This window comes from Sulfitobacter undariae, assembly GCF_014196805.1.
Lineage (GTDB): Bacteria > Pseudomonadota > Alphaproteobacteria > Rhodobacterales > Rhodobacteraceae > Sulfitobacter > Sulfitobacter undariae.
The window spans coordinates 85,214-110,116 of record NZ_JACIEI010000002.1 but is presented as its reverse complement, the minus strand read 5'-3'; the positions used below and the strand labels follow the sequence as shown (position 1 = coordinate 110,116).

27 protein-coding genes are annotated in these 24,903 nt (G+C 55.0%); 6 read left to right on the top strand and 21 right to left on the bottom strand.

Translation table 11 applies throughout. From position 1 onward, the window contains the following. The 3 genes from ubiA (at position 1) to GGR95_RS03920 (ending at position 3,260) form a co-directional block, all read left to right on the top strand. Positions 1-975, top strand: a complete 975-nt coding sequence (ubiA, locus tag GGR95_RS03930; RefSeq protein WP_184563029.1) for a 4-hydroxybenzoate octaprenyltransferase — start codon at positions 1-3, stop codon at positions 973-975. A gap of 63 nt (positions 976-1,038) precedes the next feature. Then, complete coding sequence (locus tag GGR95_RS03925) at positions 1,039-2,937, top strand: OmpA family protein (protein ID WP_184563027.1); 1,899 nt, start codon at positions 1,039-1,041, stop codon at positions 2,935-2,937. Then, positions 2,934-3,260, top strand: coding sequence for a hypothetical protein (locus GGR95_RS03920; protein ID WP_184563025.1), 327 nt, complete (start codon positions 2,934-2,936; stop codon positions 3,258-3,260). Before GGR95_RS03925 ends, GGR95_RS03920 begins: the two co-directional genes overlap by 4 nt. Positions 3,261-3,271: 11 nt before the next feature. Here the strand turns inward: GGR95_RS03920 and GGR95_RS03915 are convergent, their stop codons facing one another. From GGR95_RS03915 to GGR95_RS03865, 11 genes are all read right to left on the bottom strand, one after another. Continuing rightward, positions 3,272-3,718 carry a universal stress protein gene (locus GGR95_RS03915; protein ID WP_184563023.1) on the bottom strand — a complete coding sequence of 149 codons (447 nt, stop codon included), beginning with the start codon at positions 3,716-3,718 and terminating at the stop codon, positions 3,272-3,274. An 80-nt stretch (positions 3,719-3,798) separates the two neighbouring features. After that, positions 3,799-4,242: a molybdenum cofactor biosynthesis protein MoaE gene (locus tag GGR95_RS03910; RefSeq protein ID WP_184563021.1), complete on the bottom strand. Its 444-nt coding sequence runs from the start codon at positions 4,240-4,242 to the stop codon at positions 3,799-3,801. Between the two features lies 1 nt (position 4,243). After that, positions 4,244-4,489: a molybdopterin converting factor subunit 1 gene (moaD, locus tag GGR95_RS03905; RefSeq protein WP_184563019.1), complete on the bottom strand. Its 246-nt coding sequence runs from the start codon at positions 4,487-4,489 to the stop codon at positions 4,244-4,246. Next, positions 4,489-5,154, bottom strand: a complete 666-nt coding sequence (gene pgsA / locus GGR95_RS03900; protein ID WP_184563017.1) for a CDP-diacylglycerol--glycerol-3-phosphate 3-phosphatidyltransferase — start codon at positions 5,152-5,154, stop codon at positions 4,489-4,491. The genes moaD and pgsA overlap by 1 nt, the downstream gene beginning before the upstream one ends. A gap of 148 nt (positions 5,155-5,302) precedes the next feature. Beyond that, positions 5,303-7,168, bottom strand: coding sequence for an excinuclease ABC subunit UvrC (uvrC, locus tag GGR95_RS03895; protein WP_184563015.1), 1,866 nt, complete (start codon positions 7,166-7,168; stop codon positions 5,303-5,305). Between the two features lie 284 nt (positions 7,169-7,452). Further along, entirely contained in the window at positions 7,453-8,232 is a 780-nt protein-coding gene (locus GGR95_RS03890) for an SDR family oxidoreductase (RefSeq protein ID WP_184563013.1), read from the bottom strand. A 10-nt stretch (positions 8,233-8,242) separates the two neighbouring features. After that, positions 8,243-9,205: a calcium/sodium antiporter gene (locus GGR95_RS03885; RefSeq protein WP_184563011.1), complete on the bottom strand. Its 963-nt coding sequence runs from the start codon at positions 9,203-9,205 to the stop codon at positions 8,243-8,245. 165 nt (positions 9,206-9,370) lie between these two features. Continuing rightward, entirely contained in the window at positions 9,371-10,168 is a 798-nt protein-coding gene (locus tag GGR95_RS03880) for a S49 family peptidase (protein ID WP_184563009.1), read from the bottom strand. A 49-nt stretch (positions 10,169-10,217) separates the two neighbouring features. After that, positions 10,218-10,979, bottom strand: a complete 762-nt coding sequence (locus tag GGR95_RS03875) for an ABC transporter permease (RefSeq protein WP_184563007.1) — start codon at positions 10,977-10,979, stop codon at positions 10,218-10,220. Then, positions 10,976-11,908, bottom strand: a complete 933-nt coding sequence (locus GGR95_RS03870; protein ID WP_184563005.1) for an ABC transporter ATP-binding protein — start codon at positions 11,906-11,908, stop codon at positions 10,976-10,978. The genes GGR95_RS03875 and GGR95_RS03870 overlap by 4 nt, the downstream gene beginning before the upstream one ends. Positions 11,909-11,974: 66 nt before the next feature. Continuing rightward, a complete protein-coding gene (locus GGR95_RS03865; RefSeq protein WP_184563003.1) occupies positions 11,975-12,490 on the bottom strand; it encodes an SRPBCC family protein in 516 nt (171 codons plus the stop codon). An 81-nt stretch (positions 12,491-12,571) separates the two neighbouring features. Between GGR95_RS03865 and GGR95_RS03860 the strand changes: the two genes are divergently transcribed. Continuing rightward, positions 12,572-13,549, top strand: coding sequence for a DMT family transporter (locus GGR95_RS03860; RefSeq protein ID WP_184563001.1), 978 nt, complete (start codon positions 12,572-12,574; stop codon positions 13,547-13,549). Positions 13,550-13,551: 2 nt separating this feature from the next. On the opposite strand, the gene GGR95_RS03855 is transcribed toward GGR95_RS03860, so the two are convergent. The 3 genes from GGR95_RS03855 to GGR95_RS03845 all read right to left on the bottom strand — a co-directional run bounded on the left by GGR95_RS03855 (position 13,552) and on the right by GGR95_RS03845 (position 16,613). Beyond that, the gene (locus GGR95_RS03855; protein WP_184562999.1) at positions 13,552-14,517 is read right to left on the bottom strand and encodes an NADPH:quinone oxidoreductase family protein; all 966 of its coding nucleotides are present in this window, start codon (positions 14,515-14,517) and stop codon (positions 13,552-13,554) included. Between the two features lie 96 nt (positions 14,518-14,613). Beyond that, a complete protein-coding gene (locus GGR95_RS03850; RefSeq protein ID WP_184562997.1) occupies positions 14,614-15,945 on the bottom strand; it encodes a sensor histidine kinase in 1,332 nt (443 codons plus the stop codon). Next, positions 15,942-16,613 (bottom strand): winged helix-turn-helix domain-containing protein, encoded by a 672-nt coding sequence (locus GGR95_RS03845; RefSeq protein ID WP_184562995.1) that lies wholly within the window; start codon positions 16,611-16,613, stop codon positions 15,942-15,944. The genes GGR95_RS03850 and GGR95_RS03845 overlap by 4 nt, the downstream gene beginning before the upstream one ends. A 137-nt stretch (positions 16,614-16,750) precedes the next feature. Here GGR95_RS03845 and GGR95_RS03840 point away from each other — a divergent pair, with 137 nt between their 5' ends. Then, a complete protein-coding gene (locus tag GGR95_RS03840; RefSeq protein ID WP_184562993.1) occupies positions 16,751-17,833 on the top strand; it encodes a trypsin-like peptidase domain-containing protein in 1,083 nt (360 codons plus the stop codon). A gap of 199 nt (positions 17,834-18,032) precedes the next feature. Here GGR95_RS03840 and maiA read toward each other — a convergent pair whose 3' ends face one another. The 7 genes from maiA to hmgA form a co-directional block, all read right to left on the bottom strand. Next, positions 18,033-18,650, bottom strand: a complete 618-nt coding sequence (maiA, locus tag GGR95_RS03835) for a maleylacetoacetate isomerase (RefSeq protein ID WP_184562991.1) — start codon at positions 18,648-18,650, stop codon at positions 18,033-18,035. Continuing rightward, positions 18,647-18,826 carry a DUF2783 domain-containing protein gene (locus tag GGR95_RS03830; RefSeq protein ID WP_184562989.1) on the bottom strand — a complete coding sequence of 60 codons (180 nt, stop codon included), beginning with the start codon at positions 18,824-18,826 and terminating at the stop codon, positions 18,647-18,649. The genes maiA and GGR95_RS03830 overlap by 4 nt, the downstream gene beginning before the upstream one ends. Before the next feature lie 2 nt (positions 18,827-18,828). Next, entirely contained in the window at positions 18,829-20,448 is a 1,620-nt protein-coding gene (locus GGR95_RS03825) for an FAD-dependent oxidoreductase (RefSeq protein WP_184562987.1), read from the bottom strand. Between the two features lie 75 nt (positions 20,449-20,523). Then, a complete protein-coding gene (locus tag GGR95_RS03820) occupies positions 20,524-21,474 on the bottom strand; it encodes an MBL fold metallo-hydrolase (RefSeq protein WP_184562985.1) in 951 nt (316 codons plus the stop codon). A 20-nt stretch (positions 21,475-21,494) separates the two neighbouring features. Then, positions 21,495-22,748: a fumarylacetoacetase gene (gene fahA / locus GGR95_RS03815; RefSeq protein WP_184562983.1), complete on the bottom strand. Its 1,254-nt coding sequence runs from the start codon at positions 22,746-22,748 to the stop codon at positions 21,495-21,497. A 41-nt stretch (positions 22,749-22,789) separates the two neighbouring features. After that, positions 22,790-23,002: a hypothetical protein gene (locus GGR95_RS03810; protein ID WP_184562981.1), complete on the bottom strand. Its 213-nt coding sequence runs from the start codon at positions 23,000-23,002 to the stop codon at positions 22,790-22,792. Beyond that, positions 23,002-24,363 (bottom strand): homogentisate 1,2-dioxygenase, encoded by a 1,362-nt coding sequence (gene hmgA, locus GGR95_RS03805; protein ID WP_184562979.1) that lies wholly within the window; start codon positions 24,361-24,363, stop codon positions 23,002-23,004. The genes GGR95_RS03810 and hmgA overlap by 1 nt, the downstream gene beginning before the upstream one ends. 73 nt (positions 24,364-24,436) lie before the next feature. Between hmgA and GGR95_RS03800 the strand changes: the two genes are divergently transcribed. Then, positions 24,437-24,868, top strand: a complete 432-nt coding sequence (locus GGR95_RS03800; RefSeq protein ID WP_184562977.1) for a MarR family winged helix-turn-helix transcriptional regulator — start codon at positions 24,437-24,439, stop codon at positions 24,866-24,868. Positions 24,869-24,903: the final 35 nt, after the last annotated feature.

Genomic DNA, 24,903 nt, shown 5'->3' with positions numbered 1-24,903 from the left:
ATGCAAGACAGTGCCCCACCGCCAGAGCCACAAGAAAATGGAGTGGTCGCAGATGCCTATTCGCGTAACTGGGTTGACCTTTATGCACCTGCCGCCACCCGCCCCTACCTGAGGCTAAGCCGTGCTGACAGGCCGATCGGGACATGGCTTTTGCTGATTCCCTGTTGGTGGGGGTTATCACTGGTCATGCTCTATGACGGGCAGACAAGCTGGGGTGATCTGTGGATTTTTGTCAGTTGCGGCATCGGTGCCTTCTTGATGCGCGGTGCTGGTTGCACTTGGAATGACATCACAGACCGCGACATAGACGCACAGGTTGCCCGAACGCGGTCGCGGCCGATTCCCGCTGGCCAAGTGAGTGTCAAAGGCGCTGCCGTCTGGATGACAATACAGGCCCTCATCTCCTTCGCGATCCTGCTGACCTACAACGCTGCGGCGATCCGTCTTGGCGTGCTGGCACTTATTCCTGTTGCAATTTACCCGTTTGCCAAACGTTTTACATGGTGGCCGCAGGTGTTTTTGGGGCTCGCATTCAACTGGGGCGCCTTGCTGGCTTGGACGGCTCATACAGGGCGGCTGGATGCGCCTGCGGTTGTTTTATACCTTGCAGGGATTGCGTGGACCTTGTTCTACGACACCATATACGCCCATCAAGATACCGAAGACGACGCGCTGATTGGCGTGAAATCCACCGCACGACTGTTTGGAGAAAACACCAACCACTGGCTGCGCCGTTTTCTGGTGGCAACAGTTGGCCTCATGGGCATTGCCGTGATTTTCTCCACTGTGAATAGCGTGTCCGTTCCGGCGTTAGGCGCTGCCATCGTGGGGCCGTGGGCCATGGGCTGGCATATGGCATGGCAATTGCGCGGGTTGGATATCCACAATTCCGATAAAATGCTGCAATTGTTTCGCGTTAATCGCGACACAGGCATAATTCCGCTTCTATTCTTCGGTTTGGCCCTACTCCTGTGATTGCACCACAAGTCACACAGGGCTATCACCATGCTTAATATTTAAACTATCGCGAAAGTGCCTATGCGCCTCTCCTCACTACTCACAATATTCCTGACCTTCGCCGCTGCCGCCATGATTTCGCTTGTGGCAGCTAATTTTTCAGTCAGCCTGATCGAAGATTCATCAGAAATTGGCGTACGTGACGCGCTGGATGCCAAAGGCATGACATGGGCCGAAGTTGAGGCCAACGGGCTACAAGTTTCCCTGTCGGGCATCGCCCCAACAGAGGCTGTACGTTTCTCGGCACTGACAACTGCGGGATCTGTCGTCGACGCAACCCGCGTTATTGATGACATGGGAGTTGCCGCGCAAGAGGCACTGGCTGCGCCAAAGTTCTCGGCTGAAATCCTGCGTAATGACAGCGGCCTCTCCGTCATTGGATTAATCCCAACCAGCACTGATCGTGAATATCTGATCGCTCGCTTCAATAACATTGCAGGCTCTGCTGGGGTGACCGATCTTCTGGAATCAGCTGACTATCCATCGCCCGACGGGTGGACCACCGCGCTGGATTATGCGCTGTCTGCCATGATCAGCCTGCCCCGCGCCAAAATTTCAATCCGCGCCCAGCATGTGGCCATTACCGCCATTACCGATAGCGCCCCTGAAAAGGCCCGTCTGGAAAAAAATCTGAGGCAAATGGCCCCCGAAGGTATGGCGTTGGATTTGAACATCTCTGCGCCGCGCCCCGTCATTACCCCCTTCACAACCCGTTTCCAGATCACAGAAGACGGCGCCAGCTTTGATGCCTGCTCGGCTGATACAGATGTGGCGGCGGAACGCATTATCAACGCGGCAAAAGCTGCTGGCGCGACTGCACCGCGTTGCACTGTTGGCCTTGGCGTCCCAAGCCGCAAGTGGGCAGATGCCGTTACCGCTTCGATCAATGCACTTACAAAACTGGGTCAAGGATCGATCACCATCGTTGATGCAGACATTTCCTTGCTCGCAGCGCCCGGCACCAGCCAAGCCGACTTTGACACGGTTGTTGGCGAACTCGAAAATGCCCTCCCCCCTGTCTTTGCCCTGCAATCGAAACTACCTGAGGCGCAGGACCCAAATGCTGGCCCACCAGAGTTTACAGCAACACTCAGCGCCGAAGGCCAGATACAATTACGCGGCCGGGTGAACAACGAAGCTTTGCGTGAACTTGCCAGTAGCTTTGCCAAGGCGCGTTTCGGGTCCGATAAGGTTTATACAGCCACCCGCGTTGTTGATGACCTTCCCCAAGATTGGCCCACGCGTGTGCTTGCTGGTCTCGAAGCCTTGGGTAAACTCGAAAATGGCTCTGTGCGGGTACTGCCTGATAACCTTGTCCTCACTGGCAACACCGGTAACCCCGATGCCTCCACTGAAACAGCATCCCTGCTGGCAGGTAAATTGGGAGAAGGCGCACGTTTTGACATCAACGTCATCTATCAAAAGCAGCTTGATCCAGTCTTGGGCCTTCCTACTCCCAGCGAGTGTGAAGCAGAGATTGGCGAAATTGTTGCTGCTGGGAAAATTAATTTTGAGCCGGGGTCGGCCACAATTGACGCATCCGCATTGGGCACAATGGACAGTATCGCGACCTTGCTAAAGCGCTGTGGTGATCTGCCGCTTGAAATTCAGGGCTATACTGACAGTCAGGGCCGCGAAGAAATGAACCTCGCCCTAAGCCAAAGCCGCTCAGAATCAGTTCTAAACGAACTGCGTGCACGTCGCGTGGTTACCGGATCTTTCAAAGCCGTCGGTTACGGCGAGGAAAGTCCCGTTGCCGATAACGGCACTGAAGTGGGCCGAGAAGCAAACCGTCGCATCGAATTTCACTTGATCCGTCCTGACACCGCGGAGACACCGACCGAAACAACGCTGGAAAACACTGCCGAAAACGGTGATACACCTTCCGAAGAGTCGACAGAAGAGAGTGCTACCGAATGAACGGATTTCAATTTAAACTCGCAACAGCCATTATTCTGTTTGTCGCATTTTGTATGGGCTGGTTTGCCAACTGGCTTTTGCACCGCTTCACACGCGTGGCCGCAGACGACGTTGCCCAGCTGGACCGGATGAGCCAAGAGCTTCACGAAGCAGAAGAAACCCGCGATCAAGCTATCACGTATCTTCAACAACGTGAGGCAGAGTTGACCAACCAGCTCTCTCAAACCGAAGCCGAATTGCGGGCCGCGATGGATGGTCTACGCGACGCGCGTCGTGAGGCAGAGGAAATGCGTGCCTACATAGAGAGCCAGATGGCAGGTTAAACTCTGCTTGCTTACGGTACAGTCATACACGCGCATTTTGCATGTTTGCCAATCTGGTGCGACGTACTGCCCAAGACCAATGCTCTGAAATCGCCCAGACCACGCCGACCTGTGACAATCAAATCTGCTGAGACGGCTTCGGCTCTGTTCAACACGTCATTACCGGGGTCGCCACGCCCGACATGGGCCGTAACATTTTGCACCCGCTCCGTTGCGGCAATCGCCAAGGCTTTTTCACACAGCTTTTCCGCAGCTTCGAGCAACATGTCCTGCTGTGCGACATTGGGTCCGATATAAAAACCCGAAATCGCATCCGCCGCATAGGTCACCGTTTCATCGCGTGGGGTGTGAACAATTTCCAAACCAGCATCGAACTTATTGGCAATACCACATGCCATGATCAATGCGCGCTCTGACGCGTCAGAGCCGTCGATACCGACAACAATCGAAGTGAACATATTTCGTCCTCCTGTAAATGATGGCATCAGCCTAACAATTTACAGCATCTACCACCTTGATGTGGATCAACGCCCCAGCGTCACCATCGTTCCAAGGCCGCTTCGTCTTCATCCGTGGCAGCAACCCATGCCGCCCCTTTTGAAGAGACTTCACGCTTCCAGAAAGGGGCGCGGGATTTTAAATAATCCATTAAGAAACTTGCAGCGTCAAAAGCATCCTTGCGGTGTCGGGCCGCTGTAGCAACCATCATAATCATATCGCTAGGATGCAACCGCCCATAGCGATGGATCACCAACACATCGCCCAGCCGGAAACGTGCCATCGCGTCCTGTGCAATCGCAGTGATCGCTTTCTCGGTCATGCCAGGATAATGTTCAATTTCCATGACGTCCATCGAACCATCAGCCAGATCACGCACGATACCGGTAAAGGTGACAACCGCCCCCAAATTTCGATGCCCTGCCGAGAAAGAAGTCAGCTCTGCCCCGGGATCAAAAGCCTGCTCTTGTACCGAAATCCGCATCTTAGCCGCCTGTCATTGGCGGAAAAAATGCCACTTCCCGCACACCGGCAAGCGGTGCATCGAACTCGGAGAGTTCTTGATCCAATGCAACGCGCAGCGCGCTTATATCCTCAAACGCAACCGCGTAGCGTTCTTCTCGGGCGCGCAGTTCTTCTACCAGCTCCATGACCGTTGCCGCCGACGTCTCAACAACTTCGCGCGGCACCCCGATCCGCTCACGAACCCAAGCGAAATACAACACATCCATCAACGTCCCTCCTTGAGAAAGGGCATTGCTTTCATCAGGTAATCCCAACCCGTGATTGCTGTCAGCGCCGCAGCCCCCCACAGCAACCAATGCCCGATCAGGCCAGACCATTCCATCGCCATAGCTTTCCAAGCTAGGCCCAGAATGTCTTCTTCGGTGCCATTCAAAATGGCAGCAACCAAAGCATCATCCATCCCATAGATCGTCATACCAAGGTAATGTTCAAACACACCTTGGCTGAACAACACAGCAATTGCTGTCATCTGAAGGGTGGTTTTCCACTTTGCAAGTTTCGTAACCTTCAACGTACCCGCCGTATCCCCCAGATATTCCCGCAGTCCCGAGACAAAAACCTCGCGAAACAAGATCACTGTGGCAGGTAAAACCAGCGTAGGTGACCAACTGGAAAAGCCGATAATGACCATCAGTGCGATCACCACCATCGCCTTATCCGCGATTGGGTCCAGCATCGCGCCCAGCTTGGTTTCTTGCTTCCATGCCCGTGCCAGATAGCCGTCGATCCAATCGGTTGCCGCAGCCGACACGAATAAGATCAACGCAAACCAATCGGCGTAGGGCCGCGTGAAATACAAAAACATCACCGCGACAGCAGGTGCTGCGGCCAAGCGAATGACGGTCAGGATATTTGGTAAGTTCCACTTCATTCCATCACCCTACACTGTGCAACATTAACGTAAAAGCATGAACAGTTGCCCGCTACACAGCTTCACATAAAAAGCGCCGTCTTGCTTCTTCGTTTCATTCTAAAACCCAGTTTCATATGCTTCATGAAAACCAAGGCCTTACGCGGTACTATCCTTTTTCGTGAAAATAGCCATAGATCGTTTCGGCCAATGCCCCCGATACCCCCTCCACGGCCTTCAGGTCATTCAGGTTGGCACGACTCACCGCTTTGGCTGAGCCAAAATGCACCAGCAACGCCCGCTTGCGCGCCGCCCCTACCCCCGGCACATCGTCCAACGGCGTAGCACCAACAGCTTTTGCGCGTTTGGCACGGTGCGTTCCAATCGCAAAGCGGTGGGCTTCGTCTCGCATGCGCTGGATGAAATAGAGAACCGGATCATTGTGCCGCAACGCCATCACAGGTTTGCCCGTGCGGTAGAACTCTTCTTTCCCTGCATCACGGTCCACCCCTTTGGCCACACCGACCATCGGAATATCCTCAACACCAAATTCGCGCATAATGTCACGCACAGCACTGACCTGCCCCGCGCCGCCATCGATCAGCAGTAGATCAGGCCAATGACCCTCTTTGCGCTCGGGGTCTTCCTTGATCAGCCGCTTAAAGCGCCGCGTGAGTACTTCTTTCATCATGCCAAAGTCATCACCGGGCGTCAGGTCTTCGCCCCGAATGTTGAATTTGCGGTATTGGTTTTTCATCATCCCCTCTTGCCCTGCGACAACCATCGCACCCACAGCAAAAGCCCCCTGAATATGGGAGTTGTCATAGATTTCGATCCGCGCAGGTACTTGGGGCAGATCGAATACCTCTGCCAGCCCTTTCAGCAACTTGGCCTGTGTCGCGCTTTCGGCCATCTTACGGGCGAGGCTTTCACGCGCGTTGCGCAGCGCCCCCTCCACCAGTTCAGCCTTCTCCCCGCGCTGGGGCACCAGTATTTCAACTTTACGGTCAATTTTACTGGCAAGCGCCCCTGCCATTAAATCAGGGTTTTCAATCTCATGGCTCAGGATCAACTGGCGTGGGGGATCGCGCTGATCATAGAACTGCCCGATGAAGGCTTCCAGCACCTCGGGTGCTTCGACATCCGCGCTAAGCCGTGGGTAATAGTCGTGGTTGCCCCAATTCTGGCCCGAACGGATGAAAAACACCTGAACGCAGGCCTGTCCGTCTGCCATATGCAGCCCAATGATATCGGCTTCAGTCACGCCTTTCGGGTTGATGCCCTGCGCCGTCTGAACTTGCGTCAGCGCCTTGATCCGGTCACGCAGCGCAGCAGCCCGTTCAAATTCCATTTCTTCAGATGCGGCCATCATTTCACTGGCAAGCCGCGTCTGGATACCCGTGGTCTTGCCTGCCAAAAACTGCCGCGCGTCATCTACAGTCTGTTTGTACTCTTCTTGGCTGATTTTCCCTACGCAGGGGGCAGAACAGCGTTTGATTTGATATTGCAAACAGGGGCGTGTACGGCCCGCAAATACCGCGTTGCTACAATCTCTGAGCAGAAAAATCCGCTGTAGTTGGTGCAACGTTCTTGTCACCGCCCCGCCGCTCGCGAAAGGGCCATAATACGCCCCTTTTTCCTTTTTCGCACCGCGATGTTTCTTCACCAATGGATAGTCGTCCTGAGTGGTGACGACGATACTGGGAAAACTCTTATCGTCCCTCAAGATCACATTGTATTTTGGCTTGAGCTGCTTGATCAGGTTGTGTTCCAAAAGCAGTGCTTCTGTTTCGGTCTTGGTTGTCAGAAACATCATCGATGCCGTATTTTCGATCATCCGCGCAATACGCGGGCTATGCCCATTGGGCCGCGCATAGTTGCTAACGCGGGCACGCAGGTTGCGGGCCTTGCCCACGTATAAAACGCGACTTTCGCTATCTAGCATCCGGTAAACACCCGGTGAGCCATCAATCGTGTTCAGATAACTCTGAATACGGTCATAGCCTGTTAAAGGGATGTTTTCGCGATCTGGCATTGTTTCCCGATTCTTCCTTTTCGCCCACACTTACAACCGAACGGCAACCACAAACCTGTCCACTTATCCTGTGGATAACTCTGATGATAACTTTCGTATACTCGTGTTTTTTCGTTACATTTTAACTGCTTCGTCAATTTGTTCAATTTTTAGGCACATCCACATCATACTGATTTAATTGGATATTTTTATTTCAGCTATGTAAAATAGCATATTACGGCCTCTTTATGTGCCCCCAAAGGCTGTAAACTCACCTTAGGTGCAAAACTCTCGTAGGTCGCGCCTTACTCTACCCCCAAGACATCAGGCGTCTGCCACCCAAGGTGCTGCCCCCCGTCCACACAGAGCAATTGTCCCGTGACTGCAGGTGCGTCCAGAAAATAGCCTAGCGCTGCGGTGACATCGCTTGCATTGGCACCCCGTTTCAGGATTGTAGCGGCCCTTTGCCCCTCAAAATGCGCTTGCGATTGGCGGCTGCCTTGTAACGTCGGTCCGGGGCCGATTGCGTTAACACGCATATGGGGGGCCAGCGCCTGTGCTGTGGTTTGTGTCATCGCCCACATCCCCATTTTCGCAAGCGTGTATGTCATGAATTCAGGTGTCAACTTGCGCACGCGCTGGTCGAGCATATTGACGACCAAACCCGAAGAAACCGGCTCCCCTGCCTCATCCTGCACCGCCTGCAAGCCCTGCGCGGCCATGGCTTGTGTCAGGACAAAAGGCGCACGCAGGTTTGAGTTCATGTGACGGTCCCAACTGCTCCGCGTGGCGCTAAGAACTGAATCATATTCAAATATCGAAGCATTGTTAACCAAGCAGGTGATAGGACCGCCCAGCGCATTTGCAGCAGCGGGTAGAAGCCCCTCCATCGCATCCAATTCAAGCAGATCTGCTTGTATCGCAACCGCCTGCTGCCCCTTTGCATGGATCAGCTTCACGACTTCCGCGGCTTCGTCTTGTGAAGTGGCGTAATGAATGGCCACATCAAAACCACGGTCGCCCAGATAAAGCGCCATAGCGCGGCCCAGCCGCTTGCCTGCACCGGTCACTAATGCGCGCTTCATAGAAGCCTCCTTAGCCAACTAAAACAACAACCAGATAGATGGCGTATAGAGTGCTCAGCCCGATCCCCCAGAGGCGGGTGATATTTTTCCCCAGATAAACAAAAGGGATCAGCATCAAAGACGCCGCCAACATGACCCATAGGTCAAATTGCAAGAACTCCGGATCAACTTCGATTGGCCCGATGAACCCTGCAATACCGATGATTGCTAGCAGATTGAACATGTTGGACCCGATAACGTTGCCCAGCGCCACATCCGCCTGACGCCGCAAAGCAGCAACAACAGTTGTAGCCAATTCAGGCAAAGAAGTCCCGACCGCCACCAACGTCAGGCCGATCACCGTGTCACTGATGCCAAACGCTTTGGCAATGACCGTGGCGTTATCCACCAGCAAGGACGCCCCCAAAGGCAGGCCAATCAGCCCAAGTAGCAAGAACAAAGCTATGCGCCAGCTGGGCATATCCGGGTCAACGCCTTCCAGATCGTCTTCGCCCACTGCGGCACAGGTAGCATCGCCCTTTTTATGCGCCAGCGCGTCACGTGCCGCATCAATAAGGATCACAGCAAGGACCAAAAGCATCACCACTGACGCAACCCAGTCAAACACACCGCGAAAGGCCAAGCCAATAAACAATATGGTCGCTGCAATCATTTGGTTGAACGATTTTCGCGTGTCGCATTCTGAGGTGTGCATCGTCGCCATCAAAGCGGGGATACCCAGCACCAACAGGATATTGGCCGTATTCGACCCCACCACATTACCCAGCGCAATACCCGGCAGATTGTCCGAAACCGCTTTGACCGAAATCAAAAGTTCGGGCGCAGAGGTGCCAAACGCAACGATGGTCAGGCTGACGATCAGCGCAGGAATACCGATCCTCAGGCTCAGGTTCACCGCACCTTTTACCAACGCATCCCCCGCCAGCAACAAAATTAGCAAGCCAAGACCCGACAACAGCCAAGCAGTGATCATCCCCGTTTTCCTCCACAGGCGCATGGCCCTTTTCCGATGCGGTAGCGACCGCAGCTGTTACATTTTCGCTGGGTCAGGGATTTAGCCCCAAGCCAGTGCATTTTACCAAACCACCCCAGAACGCCGATAAATACCAAAAACAGGGCAACAATCTTGAGGATCATATCACAACCCGAACCGCGCAAATTGCGCACGTTCTTCGACACCATGCAGTGCATCGCCTACAATCTGCGCGCCAAAGCGGCTCAGAAGGCCCTTTTTAGCTCCGTAACGGCGTAGCTTTACCTTCTTACCAAATCGGTCTTCTAAATACGGCACCAGATGCCCGATCCCGTCGATCAGCCCAACTTCGATCGCTTTGCGCGCCAGCCAGATTTCACCAGTGAACAGATCACGCTCCAACGACAGCTTGCCTTCGCGGCGCGCCATCACGTGCTCTTTGAAATTGACATGAATATCTTCCAGAAGCTCTTTAAGCCGTGCGACATCTTCGGGTTTTTCAGGGCGAAACGGGTCCAACATGGATTTGGAATTACCAGCCGTATACACGCGCCGTTCAACACCGTTTTTCGCCATCAACTCATGCAGGCCAAACCCAGCAGAGATCACCCCGATTGACCCAACCACCGACGATGTATCTGCGTAAATCTCATCCGCTGCCGCTGCCAGCCAATAGCCACCAGAGGCGGCAACATCTTCGACAAAGGCAATCACGGGGATGTTTTTTTCGTCGGCCAACCGCCTGATCCGCGCCCCGATCAACGACGATTGCACTGGGCTGCCTCCGGGCGAGTTCACCTCAAGCGCCACCGCAACGGGTTTACCTTTGGTAAAGGCCCTTTCAATCAGCGGGGCAAGCCCTTGGTCATTCAGTGCACCGCGACCGGATGTACTGATCATTCCCGACAGCCGTATCACGGCAACAGTCGGATCGCTTTTCAAAAAGGGGAGCCATTGTTTCATACACTCCATGTAAAGTCGCAGACCGCTGGCAACAAGGCGCACACAAAGATTATTGCCGGATGCGCCACCCTGTTTTGAATATCCACCAAATAACGGACAGGCAGAGCGCCGTAAAACCCGCAATGGCCAGCAGGCTCAGCCCGATTGGCACATCGGCCGCACCAAAAAACGACCAGCGGAAACCCGAGATCAGGTATACGACAGGGTTAAAATGCGAGATTATTTGCCAAACGGGTGGCAACATCGAGATTGAATAGAAAGAGCCGCCAAGGAAAACCAGTGGCGTGATGATCAGCAATGGCACCAGTTGCAACTGCTCAAAACTGCCTGCCCAGATGCCGATGATGAACCCCATCAGCGAAAAACTGATGCAGGTCAGTACCAAAAAGCCGACCATAGCAAAGGGATGCTGTATTTCAAAATCGACAAATAGATAGGCAGTGCCAAGAATGACCAGACCAATGAACAACGCTTTGCTGGCCGCTGCCCCGACATAGCCCATGACAATTTCAAGAAAGCTCACGGGTGCCGAGAGCATTTCAAATATCGTCCCGATGAATTTCGGAAAATAAATGCCAAAGCTGGCGTTAGAGATCCCCTGCGTGATCACGCTCAGCATAATCAAGCCCGGCACGATGAAAGATGCATAGCTCACACCTTCGACCTCTTGGATGCGGCTGCCGATGGCTGCGCCGAACACCACAAAATAGAGCGATGTTGACAGCACAGGGGAGATGAAGCTCTGCGTGAGTGTGCGGAAAAACCGCGTCATCTCATAGATGTAGATTGATTTTACGGCGATCCAGTTCATCGTGTTTCCCCCTCATGGACGAGGTCCACAAAAACATCTTCAAGGCTTGATTGTCGTGTCACCACATCGCGCAAAACCAAACCAGCAGCAGCCACATCTGATAGCAGTGTGGTGATCCCCGTCCGCTCGCTCTGTGTGTCATAGCTATAGATCAAGGCAGTGCCGTCATCAGAGAGGCGCAACCGATCCGAAACAAGGCTAGCAGGGATTTCAGTGATCGGTTGGGACAGCTGAACCTCAAGCTCCTTCTTGCCCATCCGCGCCATCAGCTTGGCCTTATCCTCGACCAACAGAATTTTACCATCTGCGATCACACCGATGCGGTCAGCGATTGCTTCGGCTTCTTCAATGTAATGTGTTGTCAGAATGATCGTGACACCGTCCCGTTTCAAATCGGCGACAATCTCCCACATGTCGCGGCGCAGCTCTACGTCGACACCGGCAGTGGGTTCATCCAGAAACAGCACACGCGGCTCATGGCTAAGCGCTTTGGCAATCAACACACGGCGTTTCATGCCGCCTGACAATGCCCGAATTTGGCTATCGCGCTTATCCCAAAGCGAAAGCTGGCGCAGAATTTTTTCGATCAACGCAGGATTGGCAGGTTTGCCAAACAGCCCGCGTGAGAAATTAACTGTGCTGATCACTTTCTCAAAGGGTTCCAGATTGATTTCTTGCGGCACCAAACCGATCATCGCCCGCGCAGCGCGGAAATCCTTGATCGTATCGTGCCCGCCGACAGTCACGGTTCCAGAGGTGGCCGTCGCGATGCCACAAATCGTTGAAATCAAGGTCGTTTTTCCCGCCCCATTGGGGCCAAGCAAGGCAAGGATTTCACCTGCATCAATTTGCAGATCGATCCCTTTAAGCGCCTCAAACCCGTCTGGATAGGATTTACGCAAGTCTGTTACATTAAGGATTGGGGGCATGGCAGTCTCCGGCTCTAGGCCCATCTACCTAGTCCGAAATGCGGCCCCCAACAAGTAGCTGGCGCCTTACGACTTGGCGCGACCGAACCAGCCCTTCTTGGCGGGCTCTTCCTCGGCGGTTTCAACGCTTGTTCCCTCAGCAGGGCCTTCAAGCGTTTCTTGCAGGTTGTTGAAAAACTGATCCGCCATTTTCTTTGCAAAACCGTCAATGATCCGACTGCCCAATTGAGCCAGCTTGCCGCCAACTTTGGCCTCTACATCATAGCTCAGCTCACAACCGCCCTCGGTTTCAACCAAGCGCACATCTGCCCCGCCTTTTGCAAAGCCCGCGGCGCCGCCTTTGCCTGCCCCATCAAGACGCAAAGAAACGTCCTGCACCATATCGCTGATCGTGACTTCACCTTTGAAGGTTGCCTTCACAGGCCCAACTTTTTGCACAACTGTCGCTACAAACCCTTCTTCGGGTGATCCCTCCACCTCTGTCGCGCCGGGCACACAAGATTTGAGCATTTCGGGATCCAGCAAGGCAGCATAAACCTGCGCGGGTGTGGCGGCGATCTGGCGGGTGTCGGACATTTGCATGGGCTTAGGCTCCTCAGCTGGTTGCTGTCTACGCTATGAATTTTTCTGGACAGTCGCAATGGAATTGATGAATGTGAACACATGATACAAGCCGCGAACCGCGCAGGCCCCGCAATTGCCTTTGTGCTGTTCGGCGTACTGTGCATTTCCCTCAATGACATGCTGATCAAGCAACTCTCCAGCGGCTATCCACTGCACCAGATTGTATTTTTCAGAGCGCTGATCGCAATTATGGTCAGTTGTGTTTTCCTGCAATTCGAGGGCGGTTGGGCCGCTTTGCGCACGGACCAGCCACTGCTGCACATCGCGCGCGGCGTGTTGGTTGTGATTGCCAACATGTCCTATTTCGTTGCACTTGCCGTGTTGCCACTGGCCGATGCCACCGCTCTGTTTTTTGCAGCCCCCTTGTTTATCACCCTACTGTCGATTCCCATCTTGGGAGAAAAAGTAGGCCCCTTACGTTTAGGCGCCGTGCTGGTCGGCTTCATCGGGGTGGTGATCATGCAGCGCCCTTGGGAGCCCTCAGAGTCCCTCGAAGTATCGCGCCTTGTTTTGCTGCTGCCTGTTCTCTCGGCGCTGGCCTATGCGCTCAATCAGTTGATGACGCGCAAACTCGGGATCAAGGCACCCGCTTCTATGCTCTCTATCTATATTCAGGCCACATTTCTGATCGTCTCAATCGGCTTTTTCTTTGTTGCGGGCGATGGCAGGTTCGCAGAAGGGTCAACCAATGGCTCTGTGCAGTTCTTGTTGCGCGCGTGGGTCTGGCCCGCACGCGAAGACTGGTGGGTGTTGATCGGGATGGGCGTGAACGGCGCATTGATCGGCTACTGCCTCAGCCAAGCCTACCGCCTCGCCGATGCAGCAACAGTTGCGCCGTTCGAATACGTGGGCCTGCCACTGGCTGTGATGTGGGGCGTGATCATCTTTGCCGAACTGCCCACATGGGAAGTCTGGACAGGCATCGCGCTGATCCTGTCATCAGGTCTGTTTGTATTCTTCCGCGAACGCGCCAAAGCCAAACGGATAACCAAACGCGCCGTGCCCAGACCGCATTAACCCTAGGCCATCACGTCAATCACAACCTTGCCTGTCGCCTCACGGCGGCGCAGCAGGTCCAGCCCTGCGTTTGCATCACGCAGCGGTAGCACATTGCTCACATGCGGTTTAATCTTGCCCGCCACATACCAGTTGATCAGTGTCTCAAAGCTGTCGGTCAGTGCTTTCGGGTTCAGCTTGGCGTAGCCACCGATGTACAGACCCAGCACAGTCATGTTTTTCACCAGCAAAATATTCGCAGGAATTTGCGGCACCTCACCACTGGCAAATCCCAAGGGTAACAGCCGCGCACCGGGGTTACAGGCGCGAAATGCGGCCTTGAATTGGTCGCCGCCAATGGGATCATACAGCACATCCGCCCCGCCCAGCGCTTTGACGGTGTCGCGAATGTCAGCCGTATCGGAATCAATCAGGTGGTCGGCCCCCATCTGCTTGCATATCTCCAATTTGGCCGCGCCGCGCGCACAGGCGATCACTTCAGCCCCCATGAGTTTGCCCAGTTCAACCGCCGTCAGGCCCACACCGCCTGACGCACCCAGAACCAGCAACCGCTCGCCCGGTTTCAGACCTGCGCGGTCCTCTAGGGCCAGATGGCTGGTGCCATAGGTGATCAAGAACGCCGCCGCATCCGTGAAAGGCATGGCATCAGGGATCGGTACACAGACCGAAGCAGACACAGCCGCATATTCCGCCAATCCGTTTTTGCCACTATAGGCCGCAACGCGTTGACCCACGTGCAAATGGCGCACCCCCTGCCCCACAGCGCTGATCGTTCCGGCCATTTCCATGCCCATCGTAAAAGGCAACGGCGGTTTTTCCTGATAGGTGCCTTTGATCAACAATGTATCGCCAAAATTTAAACCGCAGGCCGCGACTTGGATCACCACTTCGCCTGCCGCAGGCTTTGGAGTTTCTAATTCACACAGGGACAATGGGGTATCAAAGGCGGTGACTTGCATGGCGTACATAGTGGCGGTTCCTTGAATTTTGGTTTCCGCCACACTGTCGCGCAGCCTAACCGTTTTCAAGCCATCCACGCACAAGTGACGCGCCGTTCCTGCGGATTAAACCGGAAAGCGCAACTGCACCCGCAATCCAGGCTGCATATCCACAAAAGACAATTCCGCCTCATGCAGCTTTGCTACGGCCTCAACTAGACTGAGCCCCAAGCCATTCCCCGCCGTGTTACGGCTGCGGTCCAAGCGATACAAGCGCTGCGTCACACGGGCATGTTCATCCGCGGGAATACCCGGCCCGTTATCGGTGACGGTTAGCGCGACCGCATCAACGCCGTTGACCAATGCAACCTCAATTGCGGCACCCTCGCCTGTGTGGCGCAGGGCATTTTCCAATAAATTGGCAACGATCTGCCCCAGCAGATTTTTCTCACCCTGTATTTCCAGATGTTCAGGGCCAACATAGACCAAGGCTTGCGCCTGTGTCGTTGCGGATGGTTCATAAACTTCGACCATCGTGCTGCATAAACGTGCCAAATCAACGGGTGCAAACCCTTCTTTTAACGCACTATTTTCCACTTGTGACAATTGCAGCAAAGAGTTGAATACCGCTGAAATGCCATCCACCTCAGCACGGGTTTGCGCCACCAGATCAGCCGCTGCGCCCTCGGCCACCACACCTGCCAATTCGTCCAACTGCAAGGACACCCGCTGCACAGGGGTTTTTAGGTCATGGGCGATGTCCGATGAAACCTGCCGCAGTGCCGTGACCGACCGCTCTTGGGCATTTGCCATGCCGTTCACCGCAGCACCGATGCGCAACAGATCATCCGACCACCGTGGGCCGATCACAACCCGCGCCGCCAAATCCCCCCCGGTCAACCGTTCTAGCGCGCCGCCCACCACTTCCACATGACGCTGTGAACGCCGCGCAAGGAACAGACCACCAGACAACGCAATCAAGACCGTTGGCAATAGACTGATCCACAGGATATTCAAAAACACCGGCTGCAATGCCTCAATCTCGGCACGGCTGCGGGCCACCGTCAAACGCCCGCCATAAAGTAGCGAGCTGAGCGCCAGATATTCACCGTCCAGCGCGGCACGCCCGTCTTCCAATGAAATGATGTGATAGCCGACATCATCTCGCGCCACGGCTCCATTACCGTAAATTTGGCCTGTGCGAGTCACATAGCTGAGCACCAATCGGTCGGGGTCTGTTCCCTCGGATTCGGCCTGCACCAGTGCAGCCAGTGCCCGCGATGAAGGGGCCGCGCGAAAGCCCGCCATGTCTTGGGCCAGATCGTCGCGAATGGATTGCTCAAACGCAGAACGGCTGAACGCATAGCTGGCACCAAGGCTCAGCAGGCTTACCGTGCCAAACAAGACCACCAACACCAGCGCCAATTGCAGCGGCATAGACCGCCATAGCCGCCTCATCCGTCGATCCTGTATCCAGCACCGCGCACGGTTTTGATCAACTCTGTTGCAAAAGGTTTATCCACCTTTGCCCGCAGACGGCTGACGTGGGTTTCAACAACATTGGTCATCGGATCAAACGACAGGTCCCAAACCCCTTCCAACAGCATGGTCCGGGTCTGTACACGCCCTTTACGGCGCAGCAAAAACTCCAGCAGTGTAAATTCACGCGGCAGCAGATCAATCACCTGCCCTTCGCGTGTGACTCGGCGCGTCAGCAAATCCAACGTCAGATCACCTGCTTGCAATGTTGTCTCTTGCTCAACCGCCTGCGGGCGACGGCCAAGCGCTGCAACCCGTGCCGAGAGTTCACCAAAAGCAAAAGGTTTGACTAGATAATCATCCGCCCCAGCGTTCAGCCCGCCGATGCGGTCTTCGACCGATCCCATCGCCGTGAGAAACAGCACAGGCGTTGCATTGCCGGTACCACGCAGAGTTTTAACCAACGACAGCCCATCCACCTGCGGCAACATCCGGTCCACGATCAACACATCATGGCCCCCGCCTGTTGCCGCAATCAGCCCGTCGCGGCCATTGCTTGCCACATCCACAACGTGCCCCTCCTCACGCAGACCGCGTGCAATATAGGTCGCTGTGGTGGTGTCATCTTCAATCACTAGTATTTTCATACCACCCTATATAGCGCGACTCGCGGCGCACTGCATCCAGATTGAGGGTTACAGTTTTGTATAGGAGAGAGGGGCTTTCCCGTAATCTGGGGTACCTATCTTTAGCTCAATCGCAACCAGATGCACGAGGAACAACAATGACATCTTTGCTCTCCAAATCCGCCCCCCTTGCCCTTGCAGCCGCAATGGCCCTCTCGCCAATGCTAGCACCGACCGCAGCTTTTGCCGTGCCCGCAGGCGGCTATGCCGATCTGGTGGAAGAAGTTGCACCTGCCGTGGTGTTCATTGAAGTGACCAGCCTCGCCAAAGCAGGCATGCAACTGCCCCCAAATATCCCCCAAGCCCTGCGCAAACAGCTGGAAGATCAAATGTCACAAGGCGCCCCAAGGGGCGGTTTGGGATCGGGTTTTTTGATCTCGGCTGACGGCAAGATTGTAACGAATAATCACGTCGTCGCAGACGCACAAACCGTGCGGGTGACCCTAACGGATGGCCGCAAGTTTGACGCTGAGGTTGTCGGTACCGATGTGGCCACAGATATCGCGCTGCTGTCGATCAAAGCGGATGTGGACCTGCCATTTGTCAAATTCGGTGCCTCCGATGATATGCGCGTGGGCGACGAAGTTGTCGCTGTGGGCAATCCTTTTGGCCTCAGCTCAACCGTGACCACGGGCATCATTTCCGCCAAGGCACGAGACATTAATTCTGGCCCTTATGATGAATTTCTCCAAACCGACGCAGCGATCAATCGCGGCAACTCGGGTGGACCGCTGTTTAACAATGCAGGCGATGTGATCGGCATGAACACCGCAATCTTGTCACCGGACGGCGGCTCTGTAGGGATCGGATTTGCTGTACCTTCCGATGTTGTGAGCGAAGTTGTTGCCGATTTGGGCGCTGACGGATCGGTCACACGTGGCTGGTTGGGCGTCAGCATCCGCCCGATGAGCGATGAAGTCGCCAATGTTCTGGGCTATGACGCCTCTAAAGGGGCTGTTGTCGAAGCAGTTTCAGCAGACAGCCCCGCCGATACAGCAGGATTGGAACGTGGGGATATCATTCTTGATTTTGACGGCACTGCAATCGACACGCTACGCGATCTAACCCGCGCTGTAGCGGCAAAAGATCCCGATGATAAAACCTCCCTCACCGTGCTGCGCCGTGGCAAGGAAATGAAGATGGATGTCACCATCGGCGTGCTTGCCCCGCAAAAAACCTAACACCCTTTTGGCGCACTGAGCCTCGCAGTGCGCCAACTGCCGAGTCCTCCCTCAATCGGCAGATTGCCCCGATGCCCTCCAGAGCGTCGGGGCTTTTTACTTTTGCACAATGGCTCCCCAACAAGCGATACCACCCTCGCCTTTTTCTTCGGCTGTCATGCAGTGATAGGCGTCAGCCATCACTTCATCCACAAGAGATCTAGCGGTCAGGATGCGCGGCGACAAAGGCGGGATGCGCAGCGCAGGCTTGTGCTGCCCCTTTGATGCGGGTGCAACCCGCATAATCCGCGCCCCATCGGTCTGCGTTATAAACCTGCGGCATCAGCACGATATCGGCAAGGCTAGGCCTATCGCCACAGCAATAAGGCGCTTGATCGAACCCTTCCAACATCGTTTCAAACGCTGCCATGCGCGGCGCGATAAAATGGCGCATCCAGTTGGTGCGGGCCGGTTCTTGGCCTTGGGTGGCATAGCCCGCAACCGACAGGTTACAGACAGGGTGCAGATCAACTGCAATAGCGTGTGCTAGTGCAGTTTGCCTTGCCCTTAGAGCGGGATCGGTGGGTAAAAACCCAAGATTACGGGTACTGTCCAGATACTCAAGGATCGCCAGAGATTGCGTCAGGCGGTGGCCGTCAATATCCAGCACAGGCACAAAACCCTGCGGATTGCGCACCAGATGATCCGCACTCAGGTGGTCCTTGGCCAATAAATCGACCGTTTTGATCTCATAGTCGATGCCCGCGAGGTTCAGCGCAATGCGCAAACGGTAACTGGCTGACGATTTGGGATAATCCCATAGAACAACGCCGCTCATTTGGCGGCCTCCAGCGCGGCGGTCAGGATTGCACGGTCGCCGATGTGATTGGCCAGCGTCAGGATCAGGCGCGCGTTAAACGCATCGCTTTGCTCTTTGCTCAGGTCCGTATGGGCGCGGATCAATTCTTCGTAAAATCCGTCAGGATCAGGCAAATTGGGAGTAAGGTTCAGCATGATCAGGCCTTTCCGATTGCGATTTTAAGCGCGTTTGAAACTGCACCGCTATCAAAGCCCGCCCAGCGCGCAACAACATGCTGATCAGGACGGATCAAGTAGACCGCGCTAGGGGTATCGCCCAGATAGCGGCTGCGCAATTCGGGTGATGGGGTGGCAACGTTGACTGTTGAAACGTTAAGCCCATGCGCCGCAACCTCTGTTGCCTCACAGCCTATTGCCAGCAGGGTGAAACCACCGCCAAGGTGATCGAGAATAAACCCTTCGCCATGTGGCGCATCGGGGCAGGTCATGCCGGGACGTGCGGTGTCGGGACCTTGCAGCGCGTCTTCGCCAAACAGATCAAAACCGATGTAACTGCACGGCACAGACAAGCGTCCAGAATTAACCATTGGCCTCGCAAAAGCATGTTTGCCCGCCAGTTCCAGCACCGCGTTACGGAAGGTTTTGGAGACGTCTGATTTGGGCGTCATAAAATCCGTAGCACGTGAGGAATTCAGAATGTTTTCATCTGCACCATGTTCACGTTCGGAGGCATAACTGTCCAACAGGCTGTCATCGGCCACCCCCTTCAGCACCAGATCCAGCTTCCACGCGAGATTATCCGTATCCTGCACGCCGGAATTCGCACCCCGTGCGCCAAACGGCGAAACTTGATGGGCGCTATCGCCCGCAAAGATTACATTGCCGTGGCGGAATTTTTGCATGCGGCGGCATTGGAACGTGTAAATGGAAGTCCATTCCAGTTCGTACTCAGGCACATGACCCGCCTGCGAAGACAACATTGCATCCACACGCGCACGGATGCGGGCGGGGTCCAGTTCCTTTTCGCGGTCAATATCCCACCCCAATTGGAAATCAATCCGCCAGATGTCATCGGGTTGTTTGTGCAGCAAGGCGGACTGGCCTGCGCCCTTAAAGGGTGGCTCAAACCAGAACCAACGCTCGGTCGGGAAGTCGGCCTTCATATGCACATCAGCAATCAGGAAATTATCTTCAAACACGCGGCCATCAAAGCTGAGGCCCATCATGTCGCGCAGGGGCGAGCGCGCACCATCACAGGCGATCAGGTAGTCCGCCTCTAGTTGGTAAGGGCCATCGGGGGTATGCACTGTCAGCGTGCTATAGTTGCCGTGATTTTCCAGCGCAGTCACACAGTTTTGGCCCCGAATTTCAATCGGTGCGCCTTTTGCCTGCGCTGTGTTGATCGCGTCCACAAGGTATTTTTCAAAATACGGTTGTTGCAGGTTGATAAAGGCAGGGTTGCGGTGGCCTGCTTCTGGTTGCAGGTTGAAATCAAAGACTTTGTCATCGGCATGGAACACCTTGCCGACATTCCACACCACACCTTTATCCACCATCGGTTGGCTGGCGCCCAGACGGTTGGCAATGTCCAACGTGCGTTTGGCAAAACAGATCGCCTTGGAGCCAAGGCCCGCACCATCATGATCATCCAACACCAGCGCAGGCGTACCCTTGAGGCCCAAATCCAGCGCAAGAGCGAGACCGATTGGCCCGCCCCCGACGATCACGACAGGGTGACGCACAGCCGCGCTGTCTTGGGCCGCGACTTTGGCATAGGGGTAGAGTTGGAAAGCGGTTTTGTAGCGTGTAGCGACCAATTTATGTTCCTCCCGATGGTGATAGGCGGGCGCGCCCTCCTCAGAATGCGCCCGCTGTCGTTTTCATGGCGCAGCTTAGCCTTGCAGCGCAGCCCACATTTCCAGATCGCGCTCAGCAGTCCAGATGCGGGGATGCGCAATGCCGCGTGCTTCGTCATAGGCGCGGGCCACGTTAAAGGGCAGGCAATGCTCATAGATCGCGTAATCAGCGAACTTCGGATCACATTCGGCGCGCACTGCGTCCCATGCTTGCTTGAGCGTGCCACCTTGGGCAGCCACACGTGCGGCTGGGGCGTAGGTGGAGTTGACGAAATCACGGGTGCTTTCGATCGCACGGTTCACGGCTTCTTTGCCGATCAACGCACCACCACGACCCGGCGCGATGGAGTTCACATCATAGGCTTTGATCGCGTCCAGCGTGTTGCCCCAATCGGCGAAATGCCCGTCACCGCAATAGCAGGCGGAGTGGTCTTCGACGATATCACCCGTGAACATCACGTTTTCATCTGGCACATGGATGACGATATCACCCGCCGTATGTGCGCGGCCAAGGTGCATCAGATCAACGCGGCGGTTTCCCAAATGCACTGTCATGCGGTCGTTAAAGGTAGTGGTTGGGAAGGTCAGGCCGGGGATCGATTCATGGCCTTCAAACAGGCGGGGGAAGCGCTGGAATTCGGAATCCCAATCTTCTTGGCCGCGCTCCATCACCATGCCACGGGCGGCTTCGCCCATGATAATCTGATCCGCACCATACGCCGATGCACCCAGTACGCGCACCGCGTGATAATGCGTCAGCACAACATGGCTGATCGGTTTGTCGGTGATGCTGCGTACTTTTTCGATCACTTTGTTCGCAAGGCGTGGGGTCGCTTGCGCCTCAACGATCATCACGCTGTCGTCGCCGATGATCACGCCAGAGTTCGGGTCGCCCTCGGCGGTAAACGCCCAGAGATCGCGGCCGATCTCGTCAAAGGTGATGTTTTTTTCGGTCATGTCGCCTTGGGAGGCAAATGCTTTGGCCATTTTAGTGTCCTAACGTAGATTTATGGGAATTTAACGGCGGGTTTGATCGTGCCGGCACAGGTGCCGAAACCGATCAGATAGCCATCGCCTTTTGCAGCGCCGTGCAGGGTGAGAGTATCGCCGTCTTCGATAAAGCTGCGGGTTTGACCGCCGCCAATATCTATCGGCTCTTCGCCGCCCCAGCTGAGTTCAAGCAAACTGCCGCGCTGGTTTTTTTCTTCGCCCGAGATGGTGCCAGAACCCAGCAAATCACCCGGCGTCATCGCACAGCCCGAGCTGGCGTGATGCGCAAGCTGTTGCGCAGCAGAGTAGTACATTTCGTTATAGTTGGTTTCACAGATCGTCACCGCATCGCCGCCTTCAGGCTGCAAGGTTACGCTCAAATCGATGTCATACAACATCGGCGAAGGCTCTTGCAGGTGCGGCAGCAATTCAAACTCACGCTCGGGGGTTGAGGTGCGGAAAGGCTCCAATGCGGCGCGGGTCACGATCCACGGGCTGATGGATGTGGCGAATGCTTTGGCTTGGAACGGCCCAAGCGGTTGGTATTCCCACGCCTGAATGTCACGGGCGGACCAGTCGTTCAGCAGAACGTAACCAAAGATCATTTCATCCGCTTGGGCAACCGAAACAGGGTGGCCCATTTCCGAAGCACTGCCGACAATCGCGCCCATTTCCAGCTCAATGTCCAAACGTTTGCACGGCCCAAAAGAGGGAAGCTCTGCGGTGGGGGCTTTGGTCTGGCCGTTGGGGCGGTTGATGTCCGTGCCCGATACAACAACGGTAGAAGCGCGGCCATTATAACCGATCGGAATGTGCAACCAGTTCGGCGGCAGCGCGTTTTGCGCCCCACGGAACATCGTGCCTACATTTGTCGCGTGATGTTTGCCTGCATAAAAATCAGTAAATTCCGCCACGACCATCGGCAGTTCCATACGGGCATCGGCCATTGGAACCAGCAAAGGCGCAACGGTGGCTTGCTCGGACGAGCCATCTGCCAGCAGTTGTTGCAAACGGCTGCGCAAGGCGGCCCATGCTTCTGGCCCCAGCTCCATCACGTCATTCCAATACGGCACGTCAAATACAGGTTCTTCTGCCAGTTCGATCAAGCCGGATTCTTCGGCGGCATACATATCAAGGATCATGTCACCGATGGCCACACCGCACCGCGGCTCAAGGCTGTTGGTGGTGAACACGCCGTAAGGCAAGTTGTTGAGGGGAAATTGACTGTCAGCGCTGTTGGCGCTTTCTACCCAAGATTTCATCAGTGTCATATTCATTCCTTTGGTCTTTGTGTGAAGGTTTCACATGTGTATCAATCGCCGCCGCCATCACCGCCGCCACAGTCACCACCCCAGTTGTCACCGGACCAGTCTGAACCACCGCTACCGCCAGTACCTCCGCCGATTTCGCCGCGTGTTTTGACATTGCGATAGCTGGAACGGAAGCGCGCTGGCTTATAATAGTCCCATGCGATGCCGATGATGCACAACACGATAAACCCGATGATGATCAGTGCAGTTTCCATTATTTTTTACCCGGTGTTCCATCGAATTTCTTTTCCAGATCAGTCCAGCAGTCGATGTAATCATCTTGTAGCGGTGCCTCTTTGGCCGCGAACTGGGTTAGATGCTGGGGGAAGCGGGTTTCAAACATAAACGACATAGTGTTTTCCAGCTTTTCCGCGCCGAGATCAGCATTGGAAGCCCCTTCAAAGGCGTTTTTATCTGGCCCGTGCGGCAACATCATATTGTGCAGGCTCATCCCGCCCGGAATGAAGCCTTTGGGCTTGGCGTCATAAATGCCAAATATATTGCCCATCAGCTCCGACATGACGTTCTTGTGGTACCATGGCGGACGAAAGGTATCCTCGGCCACCATCCAACGGTCACGGAACAACACAAAATCAATGTTCGCCGTGCCTTCAACACCGCTATCGGCGGTCAGCACGGTAAAGATCGACGGATCAGGGTGGTCAAACAGGATCGCACCAACGGGACAATAGGTGCGCAGATCGTATTTGCACGGCGCGTAATTGCCATGCCACGCGACCACGTCCAATGGCGAATGGCCGATCTTGGTCTCATGGAACTGGCCCGCCCATTTGATCGTGACAGTTGAAGGCGCATCGCGGTCTTCAAACGCAGCAACAGGCGTTTTAAAATCGCGCGGGTTGGCCATGCAGTTGGCTCCAATCGGGCCACGGCCCGGGAGGTGGAATTCCTGCCCGTAGTTTTCACAAACAAAGCCGCGCGCAGGCCCCTCCAGCACTTCGACGCGGTACACCAGACCCCGTGGAATGATAGCGATTTCTTGCGGCTCAATGTCGATCACGCCCAACTCTGTTGCGAAACGCAGGCGGCCTTCTTGGGGGACAACCAGCAATTCGGAATCGGCGGAATAGAAATAAGCGTCTTTCATCGACTCTGTGACGAGATAAATGTGGCTGGCCATGCCGACTTGGGTATTCACATCCCCCGCCGTGGTCATTGTACGCATGCCAGTTAACCATGTCAGCGGCTGGTCCGAATGCGGTACAGGATCCCAACGATATTGACCCAGAGAAGTCACATCAGGGTCAACATGGGGCGCGGATTTCCAATACGGCAGATCGATCTTTTCGAAGCGGTGCGTGTGTTTCACCGAGGGGCGAATACGGTAACACCATGTCCGCTCGTTCTGGTGGCTGGGGGCGGTAAATGCTGTCCCGCTGAGCTGCTCTCCATACAGGCCATAATTGACCTTTTGCGGAGAGTTCATCCCCTGCGGCAGCGCGCCAGGCAGGGCCTCGGTTTCAAAGTCATTGCCAAAACCGGGCATATATCCCTCTGTTGTTCCAACAGTGGTGGCTCCGGTTTGCATGTTATGCGGTGCAATATCTTTGGTCATGTGGCTCCCCCTTTACACGTTACCCTAGCAGGTATTAGTTAGTTTTGTAACTAACAACAGGTAAGTTCCAAAAATGTCAGATGAAGACTTCGATCTAAGCAGCTTTCTGCCCTACGCCCTGAACCAAGCTGCAGAGGCAACCAGCATCGGTTTTCAAAAATTCTACCGCCAGCAGTATGGTATGCTGCGCACGGAATGGCGGGTGTTGTTTCATCTGGGGCGTTATGGCGAAATGACAGCCAAGGCGATATGTGAACGCGCAACCCTGCATAAAACCAAAGTCAGTCGCGCCGTGAGCGCGTTGGAGAAAAAACGGTATCTGTTACGCTCAACCCAAGAACAAGACCGCCGCCATGAAACATTGTCACTGACAAAACAAGGGTTGGTCGTCTATGCGGATTTGTACAAGTCAGCACGGTCCTACGACGCCTCACTGGCGGCGCATTTCACGCCACAAGAGCGTGAGGTGTTGAATCGCTGCCTGAATAAGATCGCCAAACTATAGGCAGGCCGCAGCTATCCGCGCCCTGCCTGTGGATA